The following is a 22,172-nucleotide window of genomic DNA, read 5'->3' on the forward strand; positions in this document are numbered from 1 at the left end:
TGTTGCAACCCTTAGCCCTAACGGCGCAAAAAACGCCTTCCGGGAACGGGAGGCGTTTTTCTCTACTTTTATGAACGTTACCTGTACCTAAACCTATCCTTCAGCAGCTATTCAGCTACTGGTCACAACTTCGTTTCCACACGTACAGGCTCTTCCGTTTTTTCCATCTTGTTGACGTCCAGAATATCGAGCAGGAAGACAAAGATCGGAATACCGATGATAAGCCCCCAGATCCCCAGAAAATGTTGAGACAGAATCAGTACGATAAACGTGTAGAACATCGGCAATTTGGTTTTGTGCGCCATCAGCTTCGGATTCAGGAAGTACGTCTCCAACGCATGAATGATGACGATCATAATGATCACGATCACACTGAGCTGTAACCCACCCAGTTGATAACCGATTAGACACAGCGGAATCAGTGAGATGATAACCCCCGCAACGGGTACCAGACTCAGCATGAATACCAGAATGGTCAGAGCGAACAAATATGGGAAACCGAGTATCCATAATCCCAGAATCGTCAAAGCTGTATTAAAGACCGCAATCAACAATTGTGCCTCGATCACTTTACCAAAAGAAGATACAAACTTATCTCCAAGATAAGCCACTTCATTATAGAACCATCCGATCTTGCTTGTTTTGAACTTGGCGGTGAACTTGGAAATCTCCCGCTTCTGCAACAAGAAGAACAGACTCAGAATGATGACCAGCAGAATGAACTCCAACCATTTGCTTAACGCAAAAATATACTTTAAAGCATCGTTGGTATAGTTTTTGATATCGAACGATTGAAGATAACCTGCAATTTTGGAAGCAAAATTATCTCCGTCAGCAGTATCAAGAAACTTCATGATCTCATTCGTCAACTGAACGACCTGATCCACAATCCGTGGTGAATACCTGGAGATGCCCAGTACAATGGCTGCAATAACGATAAGATAGAGCAGGATGACTACAACTTTATAGTTAACCGGAAATAAACGATTCAACTTCTCTGTGATAAAATGCTGCAACCTGTTCATGACATAAGTCACCAGGAATAACAGCAAAATCATGTGCAGCATACTCCCCATGCTGAATAGAACCAAACAAAACAACAGCAGAATGAGAAAACGCCGCACTGTTGCATTTTGTAACCAATCTTTTATCATTTCCCCCAAAGTCTTCACCTCACAGCTAATATGCCCATTATGTATACGATCTCATGCCCACTTTGGTTTCAAAAAAAGAGAAGCCTTCCGGCTTCTCACATCATGAGACTTCCCGTTGTCTCTTCTACTTAATTTATGCCAAACCATGCCCTTTTCATGCTTACTTATCCAGTGTTTCGCTCCAGTCATGTACAATGCTTCCTTCGAGGAATTTCTCGCAGTCCATTGCAGCCATACATCCTGAACCTGCTGCTGTAATGGCTTGACGATACTTCGTATCCTGAACATCACCGCAGGCGAACACACCCGGAATGTTGGTCTCGGTTGTACCCGGTTTAACGACAACATAGCCGTGTTCATCCAAAGTAATTTGGTTGCTCAGGAACCCCGTATTTGGTGTATGTCCAATGGCAATGAATACGCCATCCGCTTCAAGCAATTCTTCCTGTCCAGTCTCGTTATTGCGTACCTTAAGCCCTTTAACACCAAGAGCCTCAGGCACAACTTCGAGCGGTGTACGGTTCAAAGCCCATTTCACCTTCTCATTGCTGCGAGCCCGATCCTGCATAATTTTCGAGGCACGTAATTCGTCCCTGCGGTGAACCAAGGTAACGTCTGTTGCAAAACGGGTCAGGAAGCTGGCTTCCTCCATTGCGGAGTCTCCACCGCCAACAACGACGATCTTTTTACCACGGAAAAAGAATCCGTCACAGGTGGCACATGTACTTACCCCACGTCCCACATTCTCCTGCTCTCCGGGAATGCCGAGATAACGGGCCGAAGCGCCGGTAGAGATAATGATCGATTCGGCTTCCAGTTCACCGATGCCTCCAACTTTAACCTTGAAGGGCGGTTTGCTGAAATCCACTTCTTCCACCCAACCATTTTTGAACTCAGCTCCAAAACGCTCCGCTTGCTTGCGCATATTGTCCATCAGTTCCGGACCCATAATGCCTTGCGGAAAACCAGGGAAATTCTCAACTTCCGTTGTCGTCGTCAACTGACCACCCGGCTGGAGACCTTCGATAACCAGTGGGTTTAGATTAGCACGAGCCAGATATATCGCTGCTGTCAGACCCGCAGGTCCGGTTCCGATCACAATCGTTCTGTATTTAGACATATAGATACAGCCTCCTTAATAAGGTTGAGAGTGTGTTGAGTGGCGATTAACTTGCTATGATGATATCCTACAGGCATGTCGAGACCTATTCGTTAAGTTTACCCGTTTTCCAGGCTTATGTATCCTTCACGCAATGAAGTCTATCCCAAAGCGAGATTTTCAAGGAACATTTACTGGACCGGTGGATTGGAATTGCACACTTTATTGATTTGCCGTGCATATTTACTGACGGTGGCAGCTGATATGCCATACCGGTCGGCTATGCTTTGGTAGGTCACTGGACGACTATGAATCTTAGCAGCCAGATATTCCAATCCCGCAGCCAAACCTTCAATTTGCTTCGTGCCAGGTACTTCCGGGTGCACGCGAGATACATAGTCTTTCCACAGCCGCTCCATTTCTTGCTGCAATTCGGCTTTGGCTTCAGACATCTGTAATGCACGGTCCACGACCGCCTGCCAATGCGAAGAAGCTTTCGCCTCCGTTTGTTCCGTCAACGATTCCATCTTCGGAATGGTTCGTTGGCTCAATGCAGTTAACGGTCGCAGAACAGGAGAATCATCCTGCTCAGCTCCTTCTGAACCAAGACCGTTTAACACGGAACGAGCGGCTTCCACCAATTCCTGATCTTCACCAGGTTCCTCGATAAAGGATTGCAGTGCCTGCTGCACCTCATAATCACCAATCATGCCAAGAGCATGAATGACCTGGAGCTTGGTAGCCCGATCCCCATGTCGCAACGCCCAGAAGAAAGAGGAACGGATCAATGGATCATTTTTCATCTCTTCAGGTATGCCATTGCCATAGTTCTCCCATTGTCTGAATTGCTCGTCAAATGGCAGATGATAGTGATAACTTAGTTTCTCCGGATCTTTTTCTCCCTGTTTCACTGCCTCAAGACCCGACAGATAGTACCGGGATACTTCCGAACCCGGATCCAGCTTGCCCACATGACGCCACAGACGTTCAGCGGAATCGTAACGTTCGGTATTATAAGCTGCGACTGCTGCATAATGTGCGAGAGCCGGATCCGCAGCGGTTTCTTCATCCTTCAACAGCCGACGGAAATGTACATAAGCCGTATCATGTTGACCTAGGATACCCATCGTGGTAGCCAGCTTGTAGACCTGTTCGTGCTGGAAAGGCACGATGACACGCAATTTTTTGATCAGAAGCAGCACTTGGTCGGCTCGATTCTCGTTCTGATGAAAGATCGCCAGATTACACAGTGCATGCAAATTACCAGGCTCCTGCTCAAGTACCTCGGCAATCGTCTCTTTCGCCTTGGGAAACAGCCCCATATAATAATAGGCAAGCGCCAAGTTGTTGCGTGCAGCCAAATAATCAGGATAATCGGGTGACATGCCTTCCAGCAGTTCAGCCGCCTGTGCAAACTTCCCTTGTTCCAACAATTCCCTCGCCTGATCGTGTTCAACGACACCCTTACGTGATTTGATCCGGTTCAGTTTGGCTGGTCGATCCAGCTCGTAGTACAGAAGCTCCATCATCTCTTCGGCTTCCGTCATAAACTGACCTTGGGTATCCTCCTCCAAATACGTAACAAGCGCTTGCTCAGCTTCTTCAAACCGATCCATATTCGCATAATTGTTCGCCATGTAGAAATAACATTCCGTCATGGACGGATCTACCACGTCGAGCACATGCGCAAGAACGGCATTGGAAGCCTCGTAATCCCCCTTCTCTGATAATATACCCGCCATATTACAATGATTCACCGGATTTTCCGGCTCATATTCAACAGCTTTACGAAAATATTTTAATGCCTTGTCGACGTGATTACGGTCCAGCGAGCGGACAGCTCTCTCAAAAAAGAAAGAAGCATCCAAGTGAATCGGTATTACATTGGCAAGGTGTCCCTCAGCCCGCAGTAGCTTGCCCTTCATCTTCCAAGGCACCTCCTCTTTGCTTTCATTCATACTCTCCAGTATACCACATCTTAAGGCCCACTTCTCAATATGTAGTTTCATGTCGTTTATGCCAAAAATGCGCAAAAAAGATGACACTTCTCATCCCTTTCGAATGAAATGTCATCTTTTTGCTTCATGTACTCTTCCTTAAGGAGAGATTCATCAGAATTACAGCTTTAAAGCCATGGATGGCGAAAGAGAGATATGAACTGTCTTGTGGAAAGGAGTCATAAAGTTAACCAGTACAACCTTACACTTGTTAGGCAGCTTTGCCTCACGTACGGTTGCTGCCAAATGCCCTACCTCGCCTCCGATCAGCTCAATCCAGTCATCTCCACAGGAATAACGCAACGTGCCGCTCTTCCACAGATAATGGCCTTCACCTGTCTCAAGCAATTCCCCATGGGAAAGCTCGCCCTCGCTTCCGAACACGAAAGAAAGCTGCACCATAAGCTGCTCCGGCTGCTCTCCCGCCAGTTTCAGGGTCCAGCCATTTTCCGTTCGTAACACTTCCGTCTGTACAAGGAACGTCTGTTCATGGGTGAGATCTCGACTCTGATGGGGCAACAAATACCACGGACTGATAGCTGTTCCCGCCGTCTCAGGCAGTTGACTAACCGGGATCGGACCGTAATAGCCTTTCTTCTGTTCGCCCGTTAGAAGGTAACCTGCTGGCAATCGAGACATGTGCTGCATCGGCACATATCCTGGATTAAAATAGGAGGCCAACTGAACGGCCAGTAGACGTACGGCACCATGACGAAGGGCAAAGAATGAAGGCACCTCCGTCATTACAGTCGCACTTGTATTACCGGAACGAATACGTGCTACAGGTGCGCCGAAGTCCGTATGCAACCGGCTGTGTGAGATGTGTCCATGATGACCTGCCGAATCCATTCGCTGTAAATAGTCCTCTCGCACAAATCGTTCGTTCAGTATGATCTCGTACAGCTCAGGCAGCTGTTCGCGTGTCTTACCTGCCTGCTGCTGAAGCTCAGGCTCCAGCAGCAGCCGGACGAGCGCATTGACCGAGCAGACGCCGGGATCTGTTAACATTTCTCCAGCCCAATCCGCCATGCCGGCAAAGATCGGATCACCGTCCAACCGGGCCATAATGGCATACGGCAAGTAATACGGTGATAAATCATGCACGCTCCCCAGATCCTGGCGACCTGAGTAATCCGTAACAACCTCACCTGTTGGATGTACTAAATACACCATCATGCGAAGATTGAGTCTCACCGGGTCCAGCAATTCAGGGCGGTTCAACAGGCGTGCCGCATGAATCAGCATGATGTCGCTAACCGCGCTGTAGATTCCGTTGCTTCGTTCAGTCCACTCCCCATCAGGCGTAATATCCATACCTTCAGCCAGCCACTGCTCTGCACGCTGCACAGCTTCCTCCAGGTCAAACAATTGATGCAGGAAACCGAGCGCCGCGCATAGCACCCAGCGATGATTCGGCGTATGACAGCCTCCAGTCAGCAAGACTGGAACAGTTCGTTCCAGAAACAGGCGCATATTGTCCAGTACAGGTTGCAATGGCTCCCAGTCCTGCTGCTGAAGAAGTTGATATAACTGGGCATATCCCACGACAAGAAATGCGGTATCCGGTGGAGAATGGGAATTGGTCCAACCAGGAGAGATGGAGCCGTCTGCATGCTGATTCCGGAGTACGTACTCCGATGCAAGCTGAAGACGATTTAACAGATCTTCATCCCGATAATAGATCGAATCCGGATTTGCGAGTGCAGCTCCCCAGTAACACATGTCCGTAGGTGTTCCGGTCGTATGGTTGACCCAGGCGATACCTGTAGAGGGGTCAATCGTTCCTCCATAATAGCGGCTGTCCGGATCAGGCACTTGCCGCGATATCCCTTTTTGCACTGCTCTGTCATTGCTTTCCACCAGTTGTCTGTACATTTCCAGTCCCTCCAAACAAATGCCGATGAACGGAATATTCGGCGCAATAATTCTTGTCATCCGGTTAATCACGATTGGCTTAAGAAAACCTATGATCAGCCCTTAACTGCTCCAAGCATGGCACCGCTAACAAAATATTTTTGCAGCCATGGATAGACGAGCAGAATCGGTACGGTTGCAAAAATAACGGTGGCCGCCTTGAGACTTTCCGGGGTTAATGGAGCGCGATTGGCCCCTTCCATCTGTGTGAGCTCACTCACCATGTTGTTTTGCACCATTTGGAACAGTTTGAGCTGAAGTGGATACAGCTTAGGATCATTAATGTACATCAGGGAATCCTGAAAGCCATTCCAGCGGCCAACAGCATAGAACAACGCCAAAGTTGCCATGACCGGCATTGACAGCGGTAATATGATTTTCAACAGTGTATGCAGATGTGAACTGCCGTCAATTTCAGCGGACTCCTCTAGACTTTCTGGTATACCATTGAAAAATGAGATCAGGATAATCAGGTTAAACGGACTGACCAGACCTGGCAGAATTAGCGCCCACGGCGAATTAAGCAAGTGCAGGTCACGAATGAGCAAGTACTCGGGAATGATCCCCCCGCTAAAGAACATCGTAATGATGATCACGTACATGAAAAGCTTGCGGCCCTTCATTTTTTTCTTGGTCAAGGGGTATGCAGCTGCGATTGTGAATACCATGCATAGCACCGTTGTCACAATCGTTAACAGGGTCGTATATCCCAAGGAATACAGCATCGAATGATCGGAGAACACCTTAACATACGCATCCCAATTGAACTCCTTAGGAAAAATGGTGACTTCACCCGATGTAATGGCACGATTGGAGCTTAATGATATGGCAATCGTGTGCAGAAACGGAGCGAGACAGAACACGACGAACAAGCTAATAAACAGGATGATAACGGTATCAAAAATCCGGTTTGAGGTGCGTTCACTCATATGCGCACAACTCCTTTACTGATGGTATACATATAAAGCAGCTTAGCGTACCTTCTGTTCTTTTAAAGAATTCCTTCACCTGTTGTCTTTTTCGATATATAGTTCGAGCCGAGTACAAATATAAGTCCAACGACTGCCTGGAACAGCCCAACGACGGTTGCCAGCGTATATTGTCCCGATTCCAGCCCGACCCGGTATACAAAGGTACTGAGCACATCGGAGTATTCACGTACTGCCGTGTTCCCGATAATATAAGGACGATCAAAGCCGATGCTGACCATATGACCCAAATTAAGAATGAGTAGGGTTACGATGGTAGGCTTGATGCTTGGCAGGGTTATATGCCAGATTTTCTTCAGCCGTGTCGCTCCATCAATCTCTGCCGCTTCGAACAATTCCTTATTAACACCCGTCAGCGCAGCCAGATACAGAATGGTTCCCCAACCTGCACTTTGCCAGACACCTGTGAACAGGTAAGTCACGAGCCATGGATTTTTCTCCGTCAAAAATGGAATCGGATTTAAGCCGATACTTTCAAGTACACCGTTTACCATACCGGATTGGTTACCGAATAACTGGTACACAATGCCCCCAATAATGACCCACGAAATAAAGTGAGGGATATACAGAATCGTCTGCGATATTTTTTGAAACCATTTAAACCGGATTTCATAGAGCATGATGGCTAATATAATGGGAGCAGGAAACGAAACAATCAGATCAAGAAAATTCAGCATAAAGGTGTTGCGCAACGTGGTGTAGAAATCTCGCATCCCGAATACCTCACGAAAGGCATCAAAACCGATCCACTCACTGCCGTTAATACCTTGAAACAGATTAAAATCCTTAAATGCGATCTGAACGCCATACATCGGTCCGTAGCGAAACACCACGAAATAGATGAGGGGCAGTGAAATCAACGCGTATAATTGCCAATACCTCTTCAAGTATGCGGTCAAGTCGGTCTCCTCCTAACAACGAAGAAACACTGTGCCGCCTTAACCTCATCCGACGGCACAAGTCCCTTCATGAATGATGCAATTTCAAGCTTGTGTTCTTTGGATTCGTACGTTCATAGATTCATATCTCCAACTATTATTTCGCAGCAAGCTCCTGAACCGCTTGATCCAGTTCCTTTTTCAGTTCTGTGCCGCCCAGGGACATGAAATCATTCATTTCCCGTTCATACACTGCGTCGAATTCTTCGGGTTTAGCCATTGCTGTTTTTACGATAATGACATTAAGCTTATCTTTGAGCGCTGTACTGTACTTCATCTCTGCCTGAATCGGTTTGTCAAAAATGATGGGTCCTACCGTGTCGGTGTTAGCAATATCAATCGACTGTTTGAGCATTTCCTGATTGTTTTGCGGGAAGCCCATGACCCACGCTTTTTCGTTGGTAGCCTGATCACCGATATTTTTACCGTTTGAAATAATAGCTGTATCCCCTGCGTTGAACAGACGATCTTTCGCTTCCTGTGAAGCATCCTCTTTGACAACCGGAATTCCGTCTACCAGATCGTAGTTCTCTCCTTCCACGCCGCTGTATATATCAATCAGGTTATTTTCTGATGCCATCCAATCCAAATATTTGATTGCTTCCACCGAACGTTTGCTGCTCTTCGGAATCATGATGTACATGCCGTTTGAACCGTAACGGGATTTGATATGTTTGTTGTCTACGTTTGCGTTGGTGTACGCATCGACTGGAAGCACTTTACTGCCCTGCGTATTTTTAAGCAAGTTATCCAGAGTGCCATCCGCATAGAAAATGGCGTCGACATCCTCAGACCAATAGCCAATGTTACCGTTCTGTACATCCTTCACCAGTTGAGCCTTATCTTCATCCAAACTGAAGTCCTTGCTGATCAAACCTTCATTGTATAGCTTGTTCATGAACTTCATCGCATCCTTGAAGCCTTCATGGAGAGGCAATTCATAACGTTGGGCATAAGTCAGATCCCCGCTGATCGGCTTGATGAATGAGTAAATTAATGTTTCGAACTGAGCTGGCGCCAGTGCCATTCCCATTGGAATGTTTTTGCTGCCAAGTCCACCAGGGTCCTTCTCTTTAAATGCTTTCAAAGTGGTATACAATTCATCCGTCGTCTTCGGTACTGGCAATCCCAGTTTATCGAGCCAATCCTGACGAATATAAGAGCTATATCTGCCTGTGATGGCACGTTTGCCAGGAACTGCGAACTGCTGGCCCTCTAATTGACCAAACTTAAGGGTGTCCTCGCCAAGGAATTTTTTCAGGTTCGGTCCGTATTGATCAATCAACTCTCCCACATCAGTCAGACCACCTTGTTCGGCGTAACGATAAAATACACTTGAGTCATAAACAAATACAATATCCGGAACATCCGTATTACTCGCCATTAGGACATTCAGCTTGGTTACTTCCTCCGAGCGCTGAATCGGTACGAATTGTATATCAATGTTATTCGGGTCGCCGAACCGTTCCTGGATCAGCTTGGACAAATAGTTATTCGTAATGGTATAAGGCGAAGGACTATTCCCGCGGTCAAACACCTCCACTTTTAAAGTGACACGCTCGCCGCTACCTGATGCACTGCCTTCTGATTCCTGATTCGATGCAGATGAACAGCCGGCTAGCAAGGAAACTCCCATTACCATAGTAAGCGCCAATCCCATCCATTTCTTTAGACTCCCTTTGGTTGCTTTTCCTGTCATTTTGTCATCTCCTTAGCATTGCGTGAATGTTTAAAGCTTGCCCAGAGTATTCCACATCTTTCCGTGCTCTGGCAATAAACTCGTTTCGGAAACGCTTACATAAGGATAATGGTTTATCCCGAGCGACGATTTTCGCAGACTGACTATATTCGTAAAGGACCCGAAAACTGGCGTAAATCAAGGGTTTCTTGCATAAGCGCAAGCTTCTAAGACGGAATACAGGCATACACTAGCAGCAAAAAAAGGCGGACTCCTACATGGCTTCTCCTGAGAAAAACCTGCATGAATTCCACCCTGTGCTTAGCACGGTATAATGCGTAGCATGAGCCTTTGAATTACGATTCGGGATCGTGTTGTCCACGTTTCATACGGCGATAGTCTCCGGGTGTAATACCCTCAACCCGTTTGAATACACGTCCCAAGGTTATTCCATTGGCATACCCCACCTTCAAGGCAACGTCCTGTAGGGAAAGATCCGTACTCCGCAGAAGACGCTCCGTTTCCTTCATCCGCAATTCTGTAAGGAAGTCTACAAACTTCATATTGAACTCTGTCTTGAACAAATAACTTGCATGTTTGCCGGTAATCTGGAATCGATCGCTCAGATGTTTCAGAGAAAGATCAGGATTCGCAAACTGTTCCTCGATATAGTTTTTCATTTCATTGACCATCGCTTTGTAGCTCTTGGTTTCGGTTACCGACACATAAGTTCTGAACAAGTCCGTCAGATCATCAAACAGAATGTCTTTCACACCTTCAAGTGTCTCCGCTTCTTTCATCAGCATCAACCACTTGTTTATGTTTTCCTCCGATAATTTTTCCTGCAGCTGTTCGGACATGACCGCTACTTCCCGGCTGAGCATCTGTAGCATCGCCTCAATCAAGGAGTGAATCTCATCATCTGGCAGCTTATCACGTTCAAAAGCCGCAAAGATCTCCTCCAGTTGATCACGCCACTGACTACTCGACATCCGAAACCGTTTAACAAAATCAGCAATCATCTGCAAATAGGTATAGGTATCAAGCAGCTGCTGCTGGGTTTCTCCATATCCAGCCAGAGCAACATCACCGTCTCTCAGCAATCTGCGGTGCATCACAGTCTCAGCCGCCACGTATGATTCTCGAATAGCCTTGATGCCCTCCGCGATCGGTCCGATACCGAAACTCAATGATATACGCAGATTCTGCTCAACCCAGGATCGGCATTCCTCCGCAACTAAGCGAATTTGCTCCGTCATATCCAGGTTACCGTCTGTGGACAGGAAAAGAATCGCAATCTGATCCGAGCTGACCCATTCTGTCCAGCATTGCATACCCGCATTGCGTGAGAGCTCCTGCAGCACATTCATTAACGCAAATTTGAGTGTATTCTGCTCACCTCTCGTAAACCGTTCCTGGAATCCCTTCTCATATCGGTTGATTTCGCCAACCACAACAGCGAAGCATGACGAAGTATCCACGCCAGTTAACGGGGAAAGATCCTTTAATCGCTCTACCGCATGATCCAGATTCTCCCCATTCAGCAGATCGTTAAATAGTTTGCTGCGCTGCAGCAGCACGTTTTCCCTGCTCTTTTTGTCCGAATCCATCATATGGTTTATTAGGTTTTCCAACACGCCATCAATCAATTTCATCTCATCGGTCCGTGAGCCCGATTGCTCTAGCACCCGAATCTGATGCGCCTCAATCCGATTCATAATAATCTGGATGGGTTTATAGTTGCGACGAGTGATATAGATAATATAGACAATCGCACAAATGACGGTAACAACCGCAATAATCACCCATACATAGGAAACCACCGAGACCCAACCATATAAGTTCCCCTCCTTGATCCCACTGGAGATCGTCCAACCCAATCTTTCCAGCGAAAGGGTGTTCAGCTCTTGGCCTTCTACAGCACCTTCACGATCTGAATGCGCATCGTAAACAATCTGACCGTCACGGTCAAGAATGCTCATGAATGAAAGCTGCCCATTAACCATACTATCAATGCTCTGCTCGATGCTGCTCATCTTGATATTAATGACAAGCGCCCCATCGGAGCCAAATGGCAAGGGCATATCCTTATCCACCGTCAACACCCGAATAGGCGTACGCTGATTAACTCCTGCATCGAATTCCCTGACAGGCTGCCAGCCTGAAGTAAGAGAACCAGAGTCGATCCGGTCGATCCACGCCTTGTCTGAAAAGCTGTCTACATCCTTAGAGCCGCTTGAGGTTAAAACGCTTTCATTTTTCTTGTCATACAAATAAATGGATTGGATCCAAGGGTTGGAACTCGTCAGCTCACGCAAGCTTTGCGCAATGCTATACACGGTCTCTTCGCCCACCTGGTTCTGGCTATTAAAATAGTACTTATAGGCCTGTTCACTCTGCACCGCTTCCATAACCGACAACTCAATATCCCGGATCGTCCGATCCAGACTGTCCACCAAATAGCTGGAGGAGATACGGTCTGCTTTCCTTGTTTCTTCCCTGGAGATGTCATTAATGAAAACAAAAGCGATAAAAATGAGTACGGTCATGGTAAGAAAGAAAATAGGAAAATAAGAAAACAGTAAACGATAATACCAAGTCCGGGACAATAAACCCCACTCCTCACTCCACGACACCGTTGTATAATAGCCGTGGTTCTACTGTTCATCACATCAGTTACATCTCTGGGATTGAATTCCCTATATACGCAGCCATAAAATCAATTTTAAGTTATTATAGCACAAGCCCCCAGGCAGCAAATGAGTAATCGATTCCCTCTTTCTCCTTAACTCATCCGCATCTCTATCCTAATCCATCATAAAAAAATAAAAACCGTGCTGAGCAGCAAACTACTCAAACACGGTACAATACACCTGAATTCGCACAAATCTGTGCTCATGATTAAATCCCTGAATCTTTAAACAATGTCGCCATGGAGCCACCATCCACAATAATGCGAACAGCACGCGCAAGCATTGGAGCTACGGGCAACACTTTGAAGCATTCGGGATGGTCATCCGGCAGTGCGATGGAGTCTGTGACTACCACCTCGGCTATAGACGGGTGATTGAGCTTACTTAGTGCTCCGTCCGAGAACAGACCATGTGTTGCGCATACATATACGTTTTTGGAGCCTCGCTCCTTCAACCCTTCAACAACATTGAGAATTGTCGTTCCGGTATCGATCAGATCCTCAATAATAATTGGAGTTCGACCTTCAACATCCCCAATAACGTGCGTAATAATCGATTCATTGTGGCTTGGCCGCTTCTTAATCATAATGGCAAAAGGTGAATCCAGACGATTCGCCAGTTTCTCTGCCATCGAGGCTCGTCCCGCATCAGGGGAAACAACCACCGGATTTTCAATCCCTTTACTCAGCAAATAATCACTGATGAGATCCAATGATGTCATGTGATCCACAGGAATATTGAAAAATCCTTGAATTGCCGCTGCATGCAGATCAATGGTAACTACCCGGTTTGCCCCAGCAGTAGTTAACACATCCGCAACCATCTTGGCAGAGATCGGCTCACGCGGAGCAGACTTGCGTTCCTGACGGGCATATCCGTAATAAGGAACAATAATATTTACCGTACGGGCAGAAGCCCTTTTGGCTGCATCAATCATGACGAGCAGTTCTACGAACAGCTCATTGATCGGATGAGATAATGATTGAACTAGAAACACATCACAGTTGCGGATCGTCTCTTCGTAGTGAACGTATATTTCTCCGCTCTTGAACCGGGACAGTTTGATCTTGCCTAGTTGTACACCCAGCTTGTCGCATACCTGTTCTGCCAGCTTAGGGTTCGATGAACCGGAAAAAATACGTAACGAATGCTGCATAATGCCCTCCCGAGGGTTGAAGTCCCAATATAATCCTTTATCAGTCTAAAAGTGAATGTTCAAAAAGGCCGGTTTTCAGTACCGAGAAGATGGGATAAAGCTAGAAATGGAGTAGCGGAGCGTAGGCAAAACTACGTGAGCAACCACAATGTTTCCGAAGGAAACATTCTTCGTAAGCCTCCCACTTATTTCGGCTGAATTCCAGCTTCGATGCTGATGATGCCATTAGGCATCCTTCGTAATCAAAAGCGGACATTTTTGAACTACCTCTAAAAAGGTTATTTCCTACCCTCATTATACTCCACTGCCTTATACATTTAAAGAAAGGAACGAGCGCTGTCGGCCTTCAAAAACGGCTACCTCCGTACAGCCCAGCTCATGCAAGAGCGCCTCGGCCTCAGGTAGATAATCCCCTAGCTTCAGCGGATCATGTGCATCGGAGCCAAGGGTCAGCGGAATTCCCAATCGAATGGCCTCCGTTAACATCCGGCGACCAGGGAACATCTCTGCGCAGGGCTTCGATAATCCTGATGCATTGAGCTCCATAGCACAGCCACTTTTTGCGATAGCTTGTAGTGCTGCGTTTTCAAGGGCTATACGCTCTTCAGTCTGCTCTGGTGCCGGAGTGAAGCCAAAGCGCTTGATCACATCTGTATGACCCATAATATCGTACATTCCCGTCGCTGCCGCTTTGCTCACAGCATCATAGTACTGACGATAGACTCCTAGTACGTCTTTGCCTTCCCAATGATGGGTCTGGCGAAAATCCGTAATGTCCCATTCCCCGAGAAAATGAACCGATCCAATCACATAGTCCCATGGGTAGCGTTCAATAATGGCCCGGATTTCGGTCTCCCAGCCTTCAATATAGTCGCCTTCGAGGCCGACACGCACATCGATCTGACCACGGTACCGCTCTTTCAGAGAAAAACACTCTTCCACGTAACGCGGCAGCTCATCCATGGGCATTGCCATCTCAGGATAATAGTGAGCGGGGTCTACATGCAGCAAAGGCATGTGATCCGACAGCCCGATCTGCGACAGCCCAATCTCCACCCCACGCTGTACATAAGCCTCTAGCTTGCCAACCGCATGACCACACCGCTCATGGTGTGTATGATAGTCTATACGCACAGGCTCGCCTCCTAATCGCGGCGTGGCCGCTCGTGGCGACGGCTCAGCTCAGACATGATGTCATCCAGCGGCAGCTTGCGCTCTTGCAACAGAACGAGCAAGTGGTACATCAGGTCACTGACCTCAAGACGAAGCTCGTCATTGTCTTTATTTTTGGCGGCAATGATCGTCTCGGACGCTTCTTCACCGATTTTTTTCAGAATTTTATCAACGCCTTTATCGAACAGGTACGTCGTATATGCACCTTCCGGACGCTCACGTTCACGCTCTGCAATGACCGACTCCAGTTCAGCCAGTACTTCAAAACGACTTTCGGAGCTAGCACTTGCAGTAGTTGCACTAAAATCGCCTGAAGCCTGATCTGCTGATTGCTCTGGCAAGCCCACGATTTCATTATGGAAACACGTCACCGCTCCGGTGTGGCAAGCAGGTCCATTCGGTTTTACTTCAACTAGCAAGGTGTCACCATCACAATCGTATTTCAATGAAGTAATCGTCTGTACGTTGCCTGAAGTTGCGCCCTTGTGCCACAGCTCTTGACGCGAGCGTGACCAGAACCACGTTTCACCGGATTCAAGCGACAATTTTAGGGATTCACGATTCATATAAGCCATCATCAGAACTTGGCGTGTCTCTGCATCCTGCACAATGGCAGGTACCAAACCATCGCTCCAACGAATGTGTTCCACAACCTGCTCCAAGGATAACTGCTCCTTAATCTCATTGCTTACATTAGTCACGGATCTCCACCCCTTGCTCTCTCAATTGTTGTTTTAACGCCGGAACGGCGATTTCTTTGTAATGGAATATCGTTGCTGCTAGACCTGCATCCGCTTTGCCTGTCGTAAACACATCATAGAAATGGGATTCCTTGCCTGCACCGCCTGAAGCGATGACCGGAATACGTACCGATTCGGATACCGCTGCAGTCAGCTTCAGATCGAATCCGTCCTTCGTTCCGTCCGCGTCCATGCTTGTCAGCAGAATTTCGCCAGCGCCTAAGGTCTCCGCGTGTTTAACCCAGTCCAGCGCCTTAATTCCTGAAGGTTTACGTCCACCATGCGTGTACACTTCCCATTCGCCCCAAGCCTCATTATACTTGGCGTCTATTGCAACGACGATACACTGGGAACCAAAGCGGCGTGCTCCGTCTGCAATCAGCTGAGGATTAAGCACAGCTGCCGTATTTATCGCAATCTTGTCCGCTCCTGCACGCAGAATGCGCTTCATGTCTTCCACCTTGGAGATCCCTCCGCCTACGGTAAAAGGAATGGCGATCTCGCCTGCGGTTTGCCGCACCACTTCTTCCATCGTTTCGCGGCCTTCCACCGAAGCGGAGATATCGAGAAACACCAGTTCGTCCGCACCCTCGCGGTCATATAGCGCCGCCAGCTCCACCGGATCACCCGCATCGCGGAGATTGACGAAGTTAACGCCTTTGACAACCCGGCCGTCCTTCACGTCCAGACAAGGAATGATTCTTTTTGCCAGCATGCTCCTCTTCCTCTCTCCTGATGATCGTTATCGTGCAAATGTTATTTGAGCCTATATAGTATCGCTATTATTTATTTACCGCACGTACCGCTTCAGACAGATCAATACTGCCAGTATACAGCGCTTTTCCTACGATTGCTCCTCCGACACCATCTTCCGCATGTTTGCTTAAACGAAGCAGATCATCCATAACACTAACTCCACCGGAAGCAATCACCGTACGGCCACTTGCCTTCGCAAGAGATACGATCGCCTCCACGTTAGGGCCCTGCATCATACCATCACGAGAGATGTCTGTGAAGATGAAGGTTTCGGCACCGAATGCCGCCAACTCCTTTGCCAGTGCCTCAGCCTGGACCTCCGATGTCTCCAGCCATCCACGTGTCGCCACATAGCCATTGCGTGCATCGATACCAATAGCTACTTTGTCTCCATATCGTCCCAGTACTTCTTCTGTAAAAGCACGATCCTCAATCGCAGCTGTTCCGATAATAAGGCGACTCACGCCGAGACCCAGCAGGCGTTCTACATCAGCCACTGTACGAAGGCCTCCACCGACCTGAACAGGCACGTTTACGGCCGAAGCGATACGCCCGATCAGCTCATCATTCACGGGATGACCTGCTTTTGCACCGTCCAGATCTACCAGATGAACGTATGTACCACCTTGCTTCTCCCAGGAAAGAGCAACTTGAACCGGGTCATCGTTATATACCGTTTCCTGATTGTAATCTCCCTGCACCAGTCTTACACATTTGCCGTCCCGGATATCAATTGCCGGATATATGATAAAAGATGACATACAAGGCCTCCTGAATATATTCATATTTGTGCTCTATATAAATTGAAACTAGAGAATATTTACACTTGCCACTCCGATGACAGAACAACCTCCCGATCGCTGTTATCCCCAGATTTTTTTTGAATCCCTTATTTAAAGGGGAAAATCCGGGGATAAAGGCGAACGCCTCGCTTCTTCAGATTATTTCTGTCCTCTCCGTTATCGTGTAAATGATTAGTTCAATTTATATAGATTAGATTTTATATAAGTTTAGCTACGTATTATTTTATAAGGATGAAATTAAAAAAAAAATCATAGGATCGCGAATTATGGTTACGCATTAGGTCGTCCAGTCAACGCCAGGAAGTTTCCAAGCAGCTTCATACCCAGCTCTCCGCTCTTCTCAGGGTGGAACTGCATGCCGAAATTGGAGCCTCTGCCAACAATCGCCGTAACCGGATGTCCGTAATCCGTTACTGCCAATAGATCGCTCTCTACGTCCGTACGTGCATGATATGAATGGACAAAATAGACATGACTTGCCTCAAGCCCCGCGAATAGCGGATTTTCCGGGTGCAGGAACTGCAATCGATTCCAGCCCATATGCGGAACCTTTAATTCTCCCGGTGCGAATCGCACAACATTACCCGGCAAAATATTCAATCCTTCATGCTCGCCATGCTCCTCGCTTGAGCTGAACAACAGCTGCATGCCCAGACAGATGCCGAGTAGCGGTGTTGGTCCAGCTGACCCTTCCTTCACCACTGCGTCCAAGCCACTCTCTCTCAAGTGAACCATGGCATCGCCAAACGCACCTACACCTGGCAAAATCACACCATCTGCACCTAGAATCGCATCCCGATCACCTGTCACCAGCGCTTCGTAGCCAAGACGTTCGACCGCTTTGCCGACGCTGTGCAGGTTCCCCATACCGTAATCGACAATTGCAATCGCCATCGTCTACAGCACTCCCTTCGTGGAAGGCACACCCGTTACACGTGGATCAATCGTTGTCGCCTCATCCAGTGCACGGCCCAGTGCTTTGAAGATCGCTTCGATCATGTGGTGCGTATTTTGTCCGTAGTGCACGATAACGTGCAATGTAATGCGCGCTTCCAGCGCCAGTTTCCACAGGAACTCATGTACCAGCTCGGTTGAGAAGCTGCCCACTTGCTGAGACGGGTATTGTGCGCGGTACTCAAAGTGAGGGCGGTTGCTGACATCGATGACTACCTGAGCAAGGGCCTCATCCATCGGTACAAATACACTCGCATAACGTTTGATGCCCCGCTTGTCACCCAATGCTTCACGAAGGGTCTGTCCCAGACAGATCCCGATATCCTCCACCGTGTGGTGGTCATCAATATCAACATCGCCACGCGCCTGTACGTTCAGATCGAATTGTCCATGCTTTGTGAACAGATCGAGCATATGATTCAGGAAAGGTACGTCCGTTTCAATCTCGGATTGCCCGGTTCCATCTACGGCAAAAGAAAGCTGAATGTTCGTTTCATTTGTTTTGCGGTCTACCTCTGCCTGACGTACAGCACCCTTGTTCTGAAGGTCCAAACCATTATTCTGCTTATCCATTATCCGATTCCGCCTTTCCTTCCTGTTCTAACCGTACAGAGATCGCACGGGCGTGTCCTTCGAGCCCTTCATGCCGGGCCAGCTCTATAATAGCCGCTCCATTTTGGAGTAATGCTTCCTTGCTGTAATAGATCAAACTCGATTTTTTGATAAAATCATCCACGTCCACAGGTGAACTGAATCGGGCTGTTCCATTTGTCGGAATAATGTGATTCGGTCCCGCAAAATAATCCCCTACCGGCTCCGAGCTATACGGGCCGAGGAAGATCGCTCCGGCATTCTCGATTCGGCCAGCGTAAGCCATAGGCTCCTGCACCATGATCTCCAGATGCTCCGGTGCGAGCCGGTTCACCACATCGATTCCCTCATCGATGGAATCGACCACAATAATTGCGCCATACTGCTCCACGGAAGCAGCAGCGATATCACGCCGCGGCAGCACTTCTAGCTGCTGCCGCACTTCGGCCTGCACGGCTTCCGCCAGCACAGCCGAGGTTGTGACGAGAATGGCCGATGCCATCTCGTCATGCTCCGCCTGCGACAACAGGTCGGCGGCGACATATACCGGATTCGCCGTATCATCGGCGAGCACCACAATCTCACTCGGCCCGGCGATACTATCGATATCGACTGCGCCGTACACTTCGCGCTTCGCGAGCGCCACGTATATATTGCCCGGTCCACAGATCTTGTCGACCGGGGCAATGCTCTCCGTGCCGTAAGCGAGGGCGGCGATCGCCTGAGCGCCGCCAACCCGATACATCTCGCTCACGCCTGCTTCCGCAGCGGCCACGAGAATGTACGGGTTAATGCCTTCGCCGCCGTTCGTTGACGGCGGCGTCACCAACACAATCTCTGGCACGCCAGCCACCTGTGCCGGAATCACATTCATCAGCACCGACGAAGGGTACGCTGCTTTGCCGCCAGGTACATACACGCCGACCCGCTTCAGCGGTCGGATCACCTGGCCCAGCAGACTGCCGTCCGGCTGCCAATCCATCCATGAGTTGCGCTTCTGCTTCTCATGAAAAGCACGAATGTTCGCGGCGGCCTGACGGATCGCCGTCACGAAGGAAGGCTCCACAGCTGCATAAGCTGCCTGCAGCTCTTCCTGCGGCACGCGCAGCTCCGCAGCCGTCAGCTTCGTGCGATCCAGCTGCTCTGTGTAACGCAGCAGTGCAGCATCCCCTTCCCGGCGAATGTCGCTGACAATGCGCCGTACCGTTTCATTTTGCTCCGGTGTACCGTATTCCACTTCCCGCTTCAGATCAAATTCCCGTGCAGGTACAATTTTCATGCGTACATCCTCCCTATCCCTGTAGTGCCTGTGATGCGTCCAATACCCGTTTATGCTATATAATCAATCATCGATTAGTTACTTCTGTTCCATCTTACATGCTTGATTTATCCTCGAAAAATCCCCGCCGACACCTCATTCGAGGCTGGAATGACCTGTTGGAGAGCATCGCATAATGCCTGAATTCGTGCGTTCTTCATCCGATAGCTGACCCGATTGGCAATAAGGCGGCTTGTGATATCCAGAATGCCCGTCATCTCCACGAGTCCGTTCTCACGCAACGTCTGACCCGTCTCTACCAGATCGACGATTCGATCAGCCAAACCGATCAGCGGCGCCAGCTCGATGGAACCGTTCAGTTTGATAACTTCCACCTGCTGTCCTTGCTCGCGGAAATATTGGGAAGCGATTCTCGGGTACTTTGTTGCCACTCGCTGCTGAATGCCAGGTGTCCAGTCCGGTAGTCCAATAACAGACATGCGGCACTGTGCGATACCCAGGTTCAACAATTCGTACACGTCCCGATTTTCCTCAAGCAGAACGTCTTTACCCACAATCCCTATATCCGCTACCCCATACTCCACATACGTTGGCACGTCTACGGGCTTCGCCATGATGAACTCCATCCCCGCTTCCGGCACTTCGATGACCAGCTTGCGCGTATCGTCCACGTCTACCGGAATATCAAGCCCTGCTTCACGGAACAGTTTGGAGGCCTTCTTATAGATTCGGCCCTTCGGCATAGCTACCTTCAAAATATCCGACATCTTAGCGTTCCCCTCCATTTTCAGATCCGTACGTGATAACCTGCTCAGCCTGAATTGATTTGTTTCCTGTTAGAGCTTCTGCTCCATCTTTAGGAAGGAGGCATGTTACTACATTCTGACCAATGCTGCGCAGTCTCGCCGCCTCTGTTAGAGCCTCAGCCCGGTGTTCCGAAGTATATTGAATAAGTACAGGCTTCTTCTCTTCCATCGTAATTCCATGAACACCATCGATAATACGGTTTGTTTTGAGTGCAAATCCTGTAGCCGGTAAGGAACGGCCAAACTGCTGTAACAGATTATCATATCGTCCGCCACTGCATACCGGGGATCCGAGCTCTGCCGCATACCCTTCAAACGTCATGCCTGTATAATAGGAGAAATCACCAATCATCGTCAGATCAATCAGCACATGCTCAGAAACACCGTACGCTTCCAACACTTCGAATACTGCACAGAGATGTGCAATGGACTGTGCTGCTTCAGTACTTGAACTCAGCTCTGCTGCGTGTGTACATACTTCTTTACCGCCACGCAGACGCAAAATGGCTTCAAGCTGCTCCTTCAGTTTCGGTTCCAGATTCAATGCTTCAATGGATTGGCGATAACCGACATAATCACGTCCCAGCAATCCTTCTTTCAACTGCTCCTGTTGTACCGTTTGGCCCGGAATGACTTCTTCCAGTAACCCGTTCAGAAATCCCATATGACCCATCGCAATTTTAAAGGAAGACACACCCGCTGCCTGCAAAGAAGCGATCGCAAGTGCTACAACTTCTGCATCTGCCTCTGGCGAATCATCACCGACAAGCTCTACACCTGTTTGGAAAAATTCCGCCTCACGCCCCGCTTCCTCTTCAATGGAACGAAACACATTCGCATGATAGGACAAACGCAGAGGAAGCTCCTCATCCTTTAATAGAGAAGAGACCACCCGTGCAATCGGAGCTGTCAGATCTGATCTTAGTACGAGCGTAGTCCCGCGGCTGTTCAATAATTTAAACAACTTGCGATCCGATGTGGAACTCGCTACACCTACGGTATCGTAGTATTCAATCGTTGGCGTAATGATTTGACGGTAACCCCAGCGTTCCATGCATTCCAATACATTCCGCTCAATGGTTCGCAGCTTGGTCACCACATGTGGTGTATAGTCACGAAAACCTGTCGGTTTTTCAAAGCCTTTTGGTTTGGACATTGGTATTATTCACCCCGAGTCAGTAATTTAAGATTGGTAGACGTTCTATTTCAACAGGATTTATGTAGTGTAAATCCCCATTCTATCTTGTAACCTAATTTTTATTGTTGCTGCCAGGCAGCCTTCAGAAAACGTTTAGTACGTGTTCATATATTCTTAATTATACTTACTTCAATCTTCTTTCTTTAACATGGTAAAGTGCTAACAAACTAAAGGATATGGGATATGATAACATGAATGACTATCCATCGTCAACAATACAGCCCCTTTGGGGTGCTTGTACTATATCCTCCATT

At 48.2% G+C, this 22,172-nt stretch carries 18 protein-coding genes; all 18 read right to left on the reverse strand.

Annotated features, from left to right (window positions below):
* Positions 1 to 122: 122 nt before the first annotated feature.
* Positions 123 to 1,154 (reverse strand): AI-2E family transporter, encoded by a 1,032-nt coding sequence (locus ACR1R9_RS26480; RefSeq protein WP_076292022.1) that lies wholly within the window; start codon positions 1,152 to 1,154, stop codon positions 123 to 125.
* A gap of 160 nt (positions 1,155 to 1,314) precedes the next feature.
* Entirely contained in the window at positions 1,315 to 2,274 is a 960-nt protein-coding gene (gene trxB / locus ACR1R9_RS26485; protein ID WP_063566502.1) for a thioredoxin-disulfide reductase, read from the reverse strand.
* Positions 2,275 to 2,444: 170 nt separating this feature from the next.
* Positions 2,445 to 4,178: a tetratricopeptide repeat protein gene (locus ACR1R9_RS26490; RefSeq protein WP_099859263.1), complete on the reverse strand. Its 1,734-nt coding sequence runs from the start codon at positions 4,176 to 4,178 to the stop codon at positions 2,445 to 2,447.
* Positions 4,179 to 4,370: 192 nt separating this feature from the next.
* Positions 4,371 to 6,125, reverse strand: a complete 1,755-nt coding sequence (locus tag ACR1R9_RS26495; protein WP_433923646.1) for a hypothetical protein — start codon at positions 6,123 to 6,125, stop codon at positions 4,371 to 4,373.
* Positions 6,126 to 6,220: 95 nt separating this feature from the next.
* Positions 6,221 to 7,093 (reverse strand): carbohydrate ABC transporter permease, encoded by an 873-nt coding sequence (locus ACR1R9_RS26500; protein WP_063566505.1) that lies wholly within the window; start codon positions 7,091 to 7,093, stop codon positions 6,221 to 6,223.
* Between the two features lie 62 nt (positions 7,094 to 7,155).
* Positions 7,156 to 8,052, reverse strand: a complete 897-nt coding sequence (locus ACR1R9_RS26505) for an ABC transporter permease (protein WP_076291997.1) — start codon at positions 8,050 to 8,052, stop codon at positions 7,156 to 7,158.
* A gap of 136 nt (positions 8,053 to 8,188) precedes the next feature.
* Complete coding sequence (locus ACR1R9_RS26510; RefSeq protein ID WP_099859259.1) at positions 8,189 to 9,790, reverse strand: extracellular solute-binding protein; 1,602 nt, start codon at positions 9,788 to 9,790, stop codon at positions 8,189 to 8,191.
* 335 nt (positions 9,791 to 10,125) lie between these two features.
* Entirely contained in the window at positions 10,126 to 12,378 is a 2,253-nt protein-coding gene (locus ACR1R9_RS26515) for a helix-turn-helix domain-containing protein (RefSeq protein ID WP_433948861.1), read from the reverse strand.
* 292 nt (positions 12,379 to 12,670) lie between these two features.
* Positions 12,671 to 13,618 (reverse strand): ribose-phosphate diphosphokinase, encoded by a 948-nt coding sequence (locus ACR1R9_RS26520; protein WP_076292000.1) that lies wholly within the window; start codon positions 13,616 to 13,618, stop codon positions 12,671 to 12,673.
* A gap of 309 nt (positions 13,619 to 13,927) precedes the next feature.
* A complete protein-coding gene (gene hisJ, locus ACR1R9_RS26525) occupies positions 13,928 to 14,752 on the reverse strand; it encodes a histidinol-phosphatase HisJ (RefSeq protein WP_076292001.1) in 825 nt (274 codons plus the stop codon).
* Between the two features lie 11 nt (positions 14,753 to 14,763).
* Entirely contained in the window at positions 14,764 to 15,492 is a 729-nt protein-coding gene (gene hisIE, locus ACR1R9_RS26530) for a bifunctional phosphoribosyl-AMP cyclohydrolase/phosphoribosyl-ATP diphosphatase HisIE (RefSeq protein ID WP_433922305.1), read from the reverse strand.
* Positions 15,485 to 16,246 (reverse strand): imidazole glycerol phosphate synthase subunit HisF, encoded by a 762-nt coding sequence (gene hisF / locus ACR1R9_RS26535; protein WP_433948860.1) that lies wholly within the window; start codon positions 16,244 to 16,246, stop codon positions 15,485 to 15,487. The genes hisIE and hisF overlap by 8 nt, the downstream gene beginning before the upstream one ends.
* 67 nt (positions 16,247 to 16,313) lie before the next feature.
* The gene (gene hisA / locus ACR1R9_RS26540; protein WP_433922303.1) at positions 16,314 to 17,048 is read right to left on the reverse strand and encodes a 1-(5-phosphoribosyl)-5-[(5-phosphoribosylamino)methylideneamino]imidazole-4-carboxamide isomerase; all 735 of its coding nucleotides are present in this window, start codon (positions 17,046 to 17,048) and stop codon (positions 16,314 to 16,316) included.
* A gap of 312 nt (positions 17,049 to 17,360) precedes the next feature.
* Entirely contained in the window at positions 17,361 to 17,984 is a 624-nt protein-coding gene (gene hisH, locus ACR1R9_RS26545; protein WP_433922302.1) for an imidazole glycerol phosphate synthase subunit HisH, read from the reverse strand.
* Between the two features lie 3 nt (positions 17,985 to 17,987).
* Positions 17,988 to 18,617, reverse strand: coding sequence for an imidazoleglycerol-phosphate dehydratase HisB (gene hisB, locus ACR1R9_RS26550; protein ID WP_063566514.1), 630 nt, complete (start codon positions 18,615 to 18,617; stop codon positions 17,988 to 17,990).
* Positions 18,610 to 19,914 (reverse strand): histidinol dehydrogenase, encoded by a 1,305-nt coding sequence (hisD, locus tag ACR1R9_RS26555; RefSeq protein ID WP_099859255.1) that lies wholly within the window; start codon positions 19,912 to 19,914, stop codon positions 18,610 to 18,612. Before hisD ends, hisB begins: the two co-directional genes overlap by 8 nt.
* 107 nt (positions 19,915 to 20,021) lie before the next feature.
* Positions 20,022 to 20,681: an ATP phosphoribosyltransferase gene (hisG, locus tag ACR1R9_RS26560; protein WP_064641175.1), complete on the reverse strand. Its 660-nt coding sequence runs from the start codon at positions 20,679 to 20,681 to the stop codon at positions 20,022 to 20,024.
* 1 nt (position 20,682) lies between these two features.
* Positions 20,683 to 21,876, reverse strand: a complete 1,194-nt coding sequence (locus tag ACR1R9_RS26565; protein WP_326066972.1) for an ATP phosphoribosyltransferase regulatory subunit — start codon at positions 21,874 to 21,876, stop codon at positions 20,683 to 20,685.
* Between the last annotated feature and the right edge of the window lie 296 nt (positions 21,877 to 22,172).

The organism is Paenibacillus taichungensis (genome assembly GCF_050994985.1).
GTDB classification, from domain to species: domain Bacteria; phylum Bacillota; class Bacilli; order Paenibacillales; family Paenibacillaceae; genus Paenibacillus; species Paenibacillus taichungensis.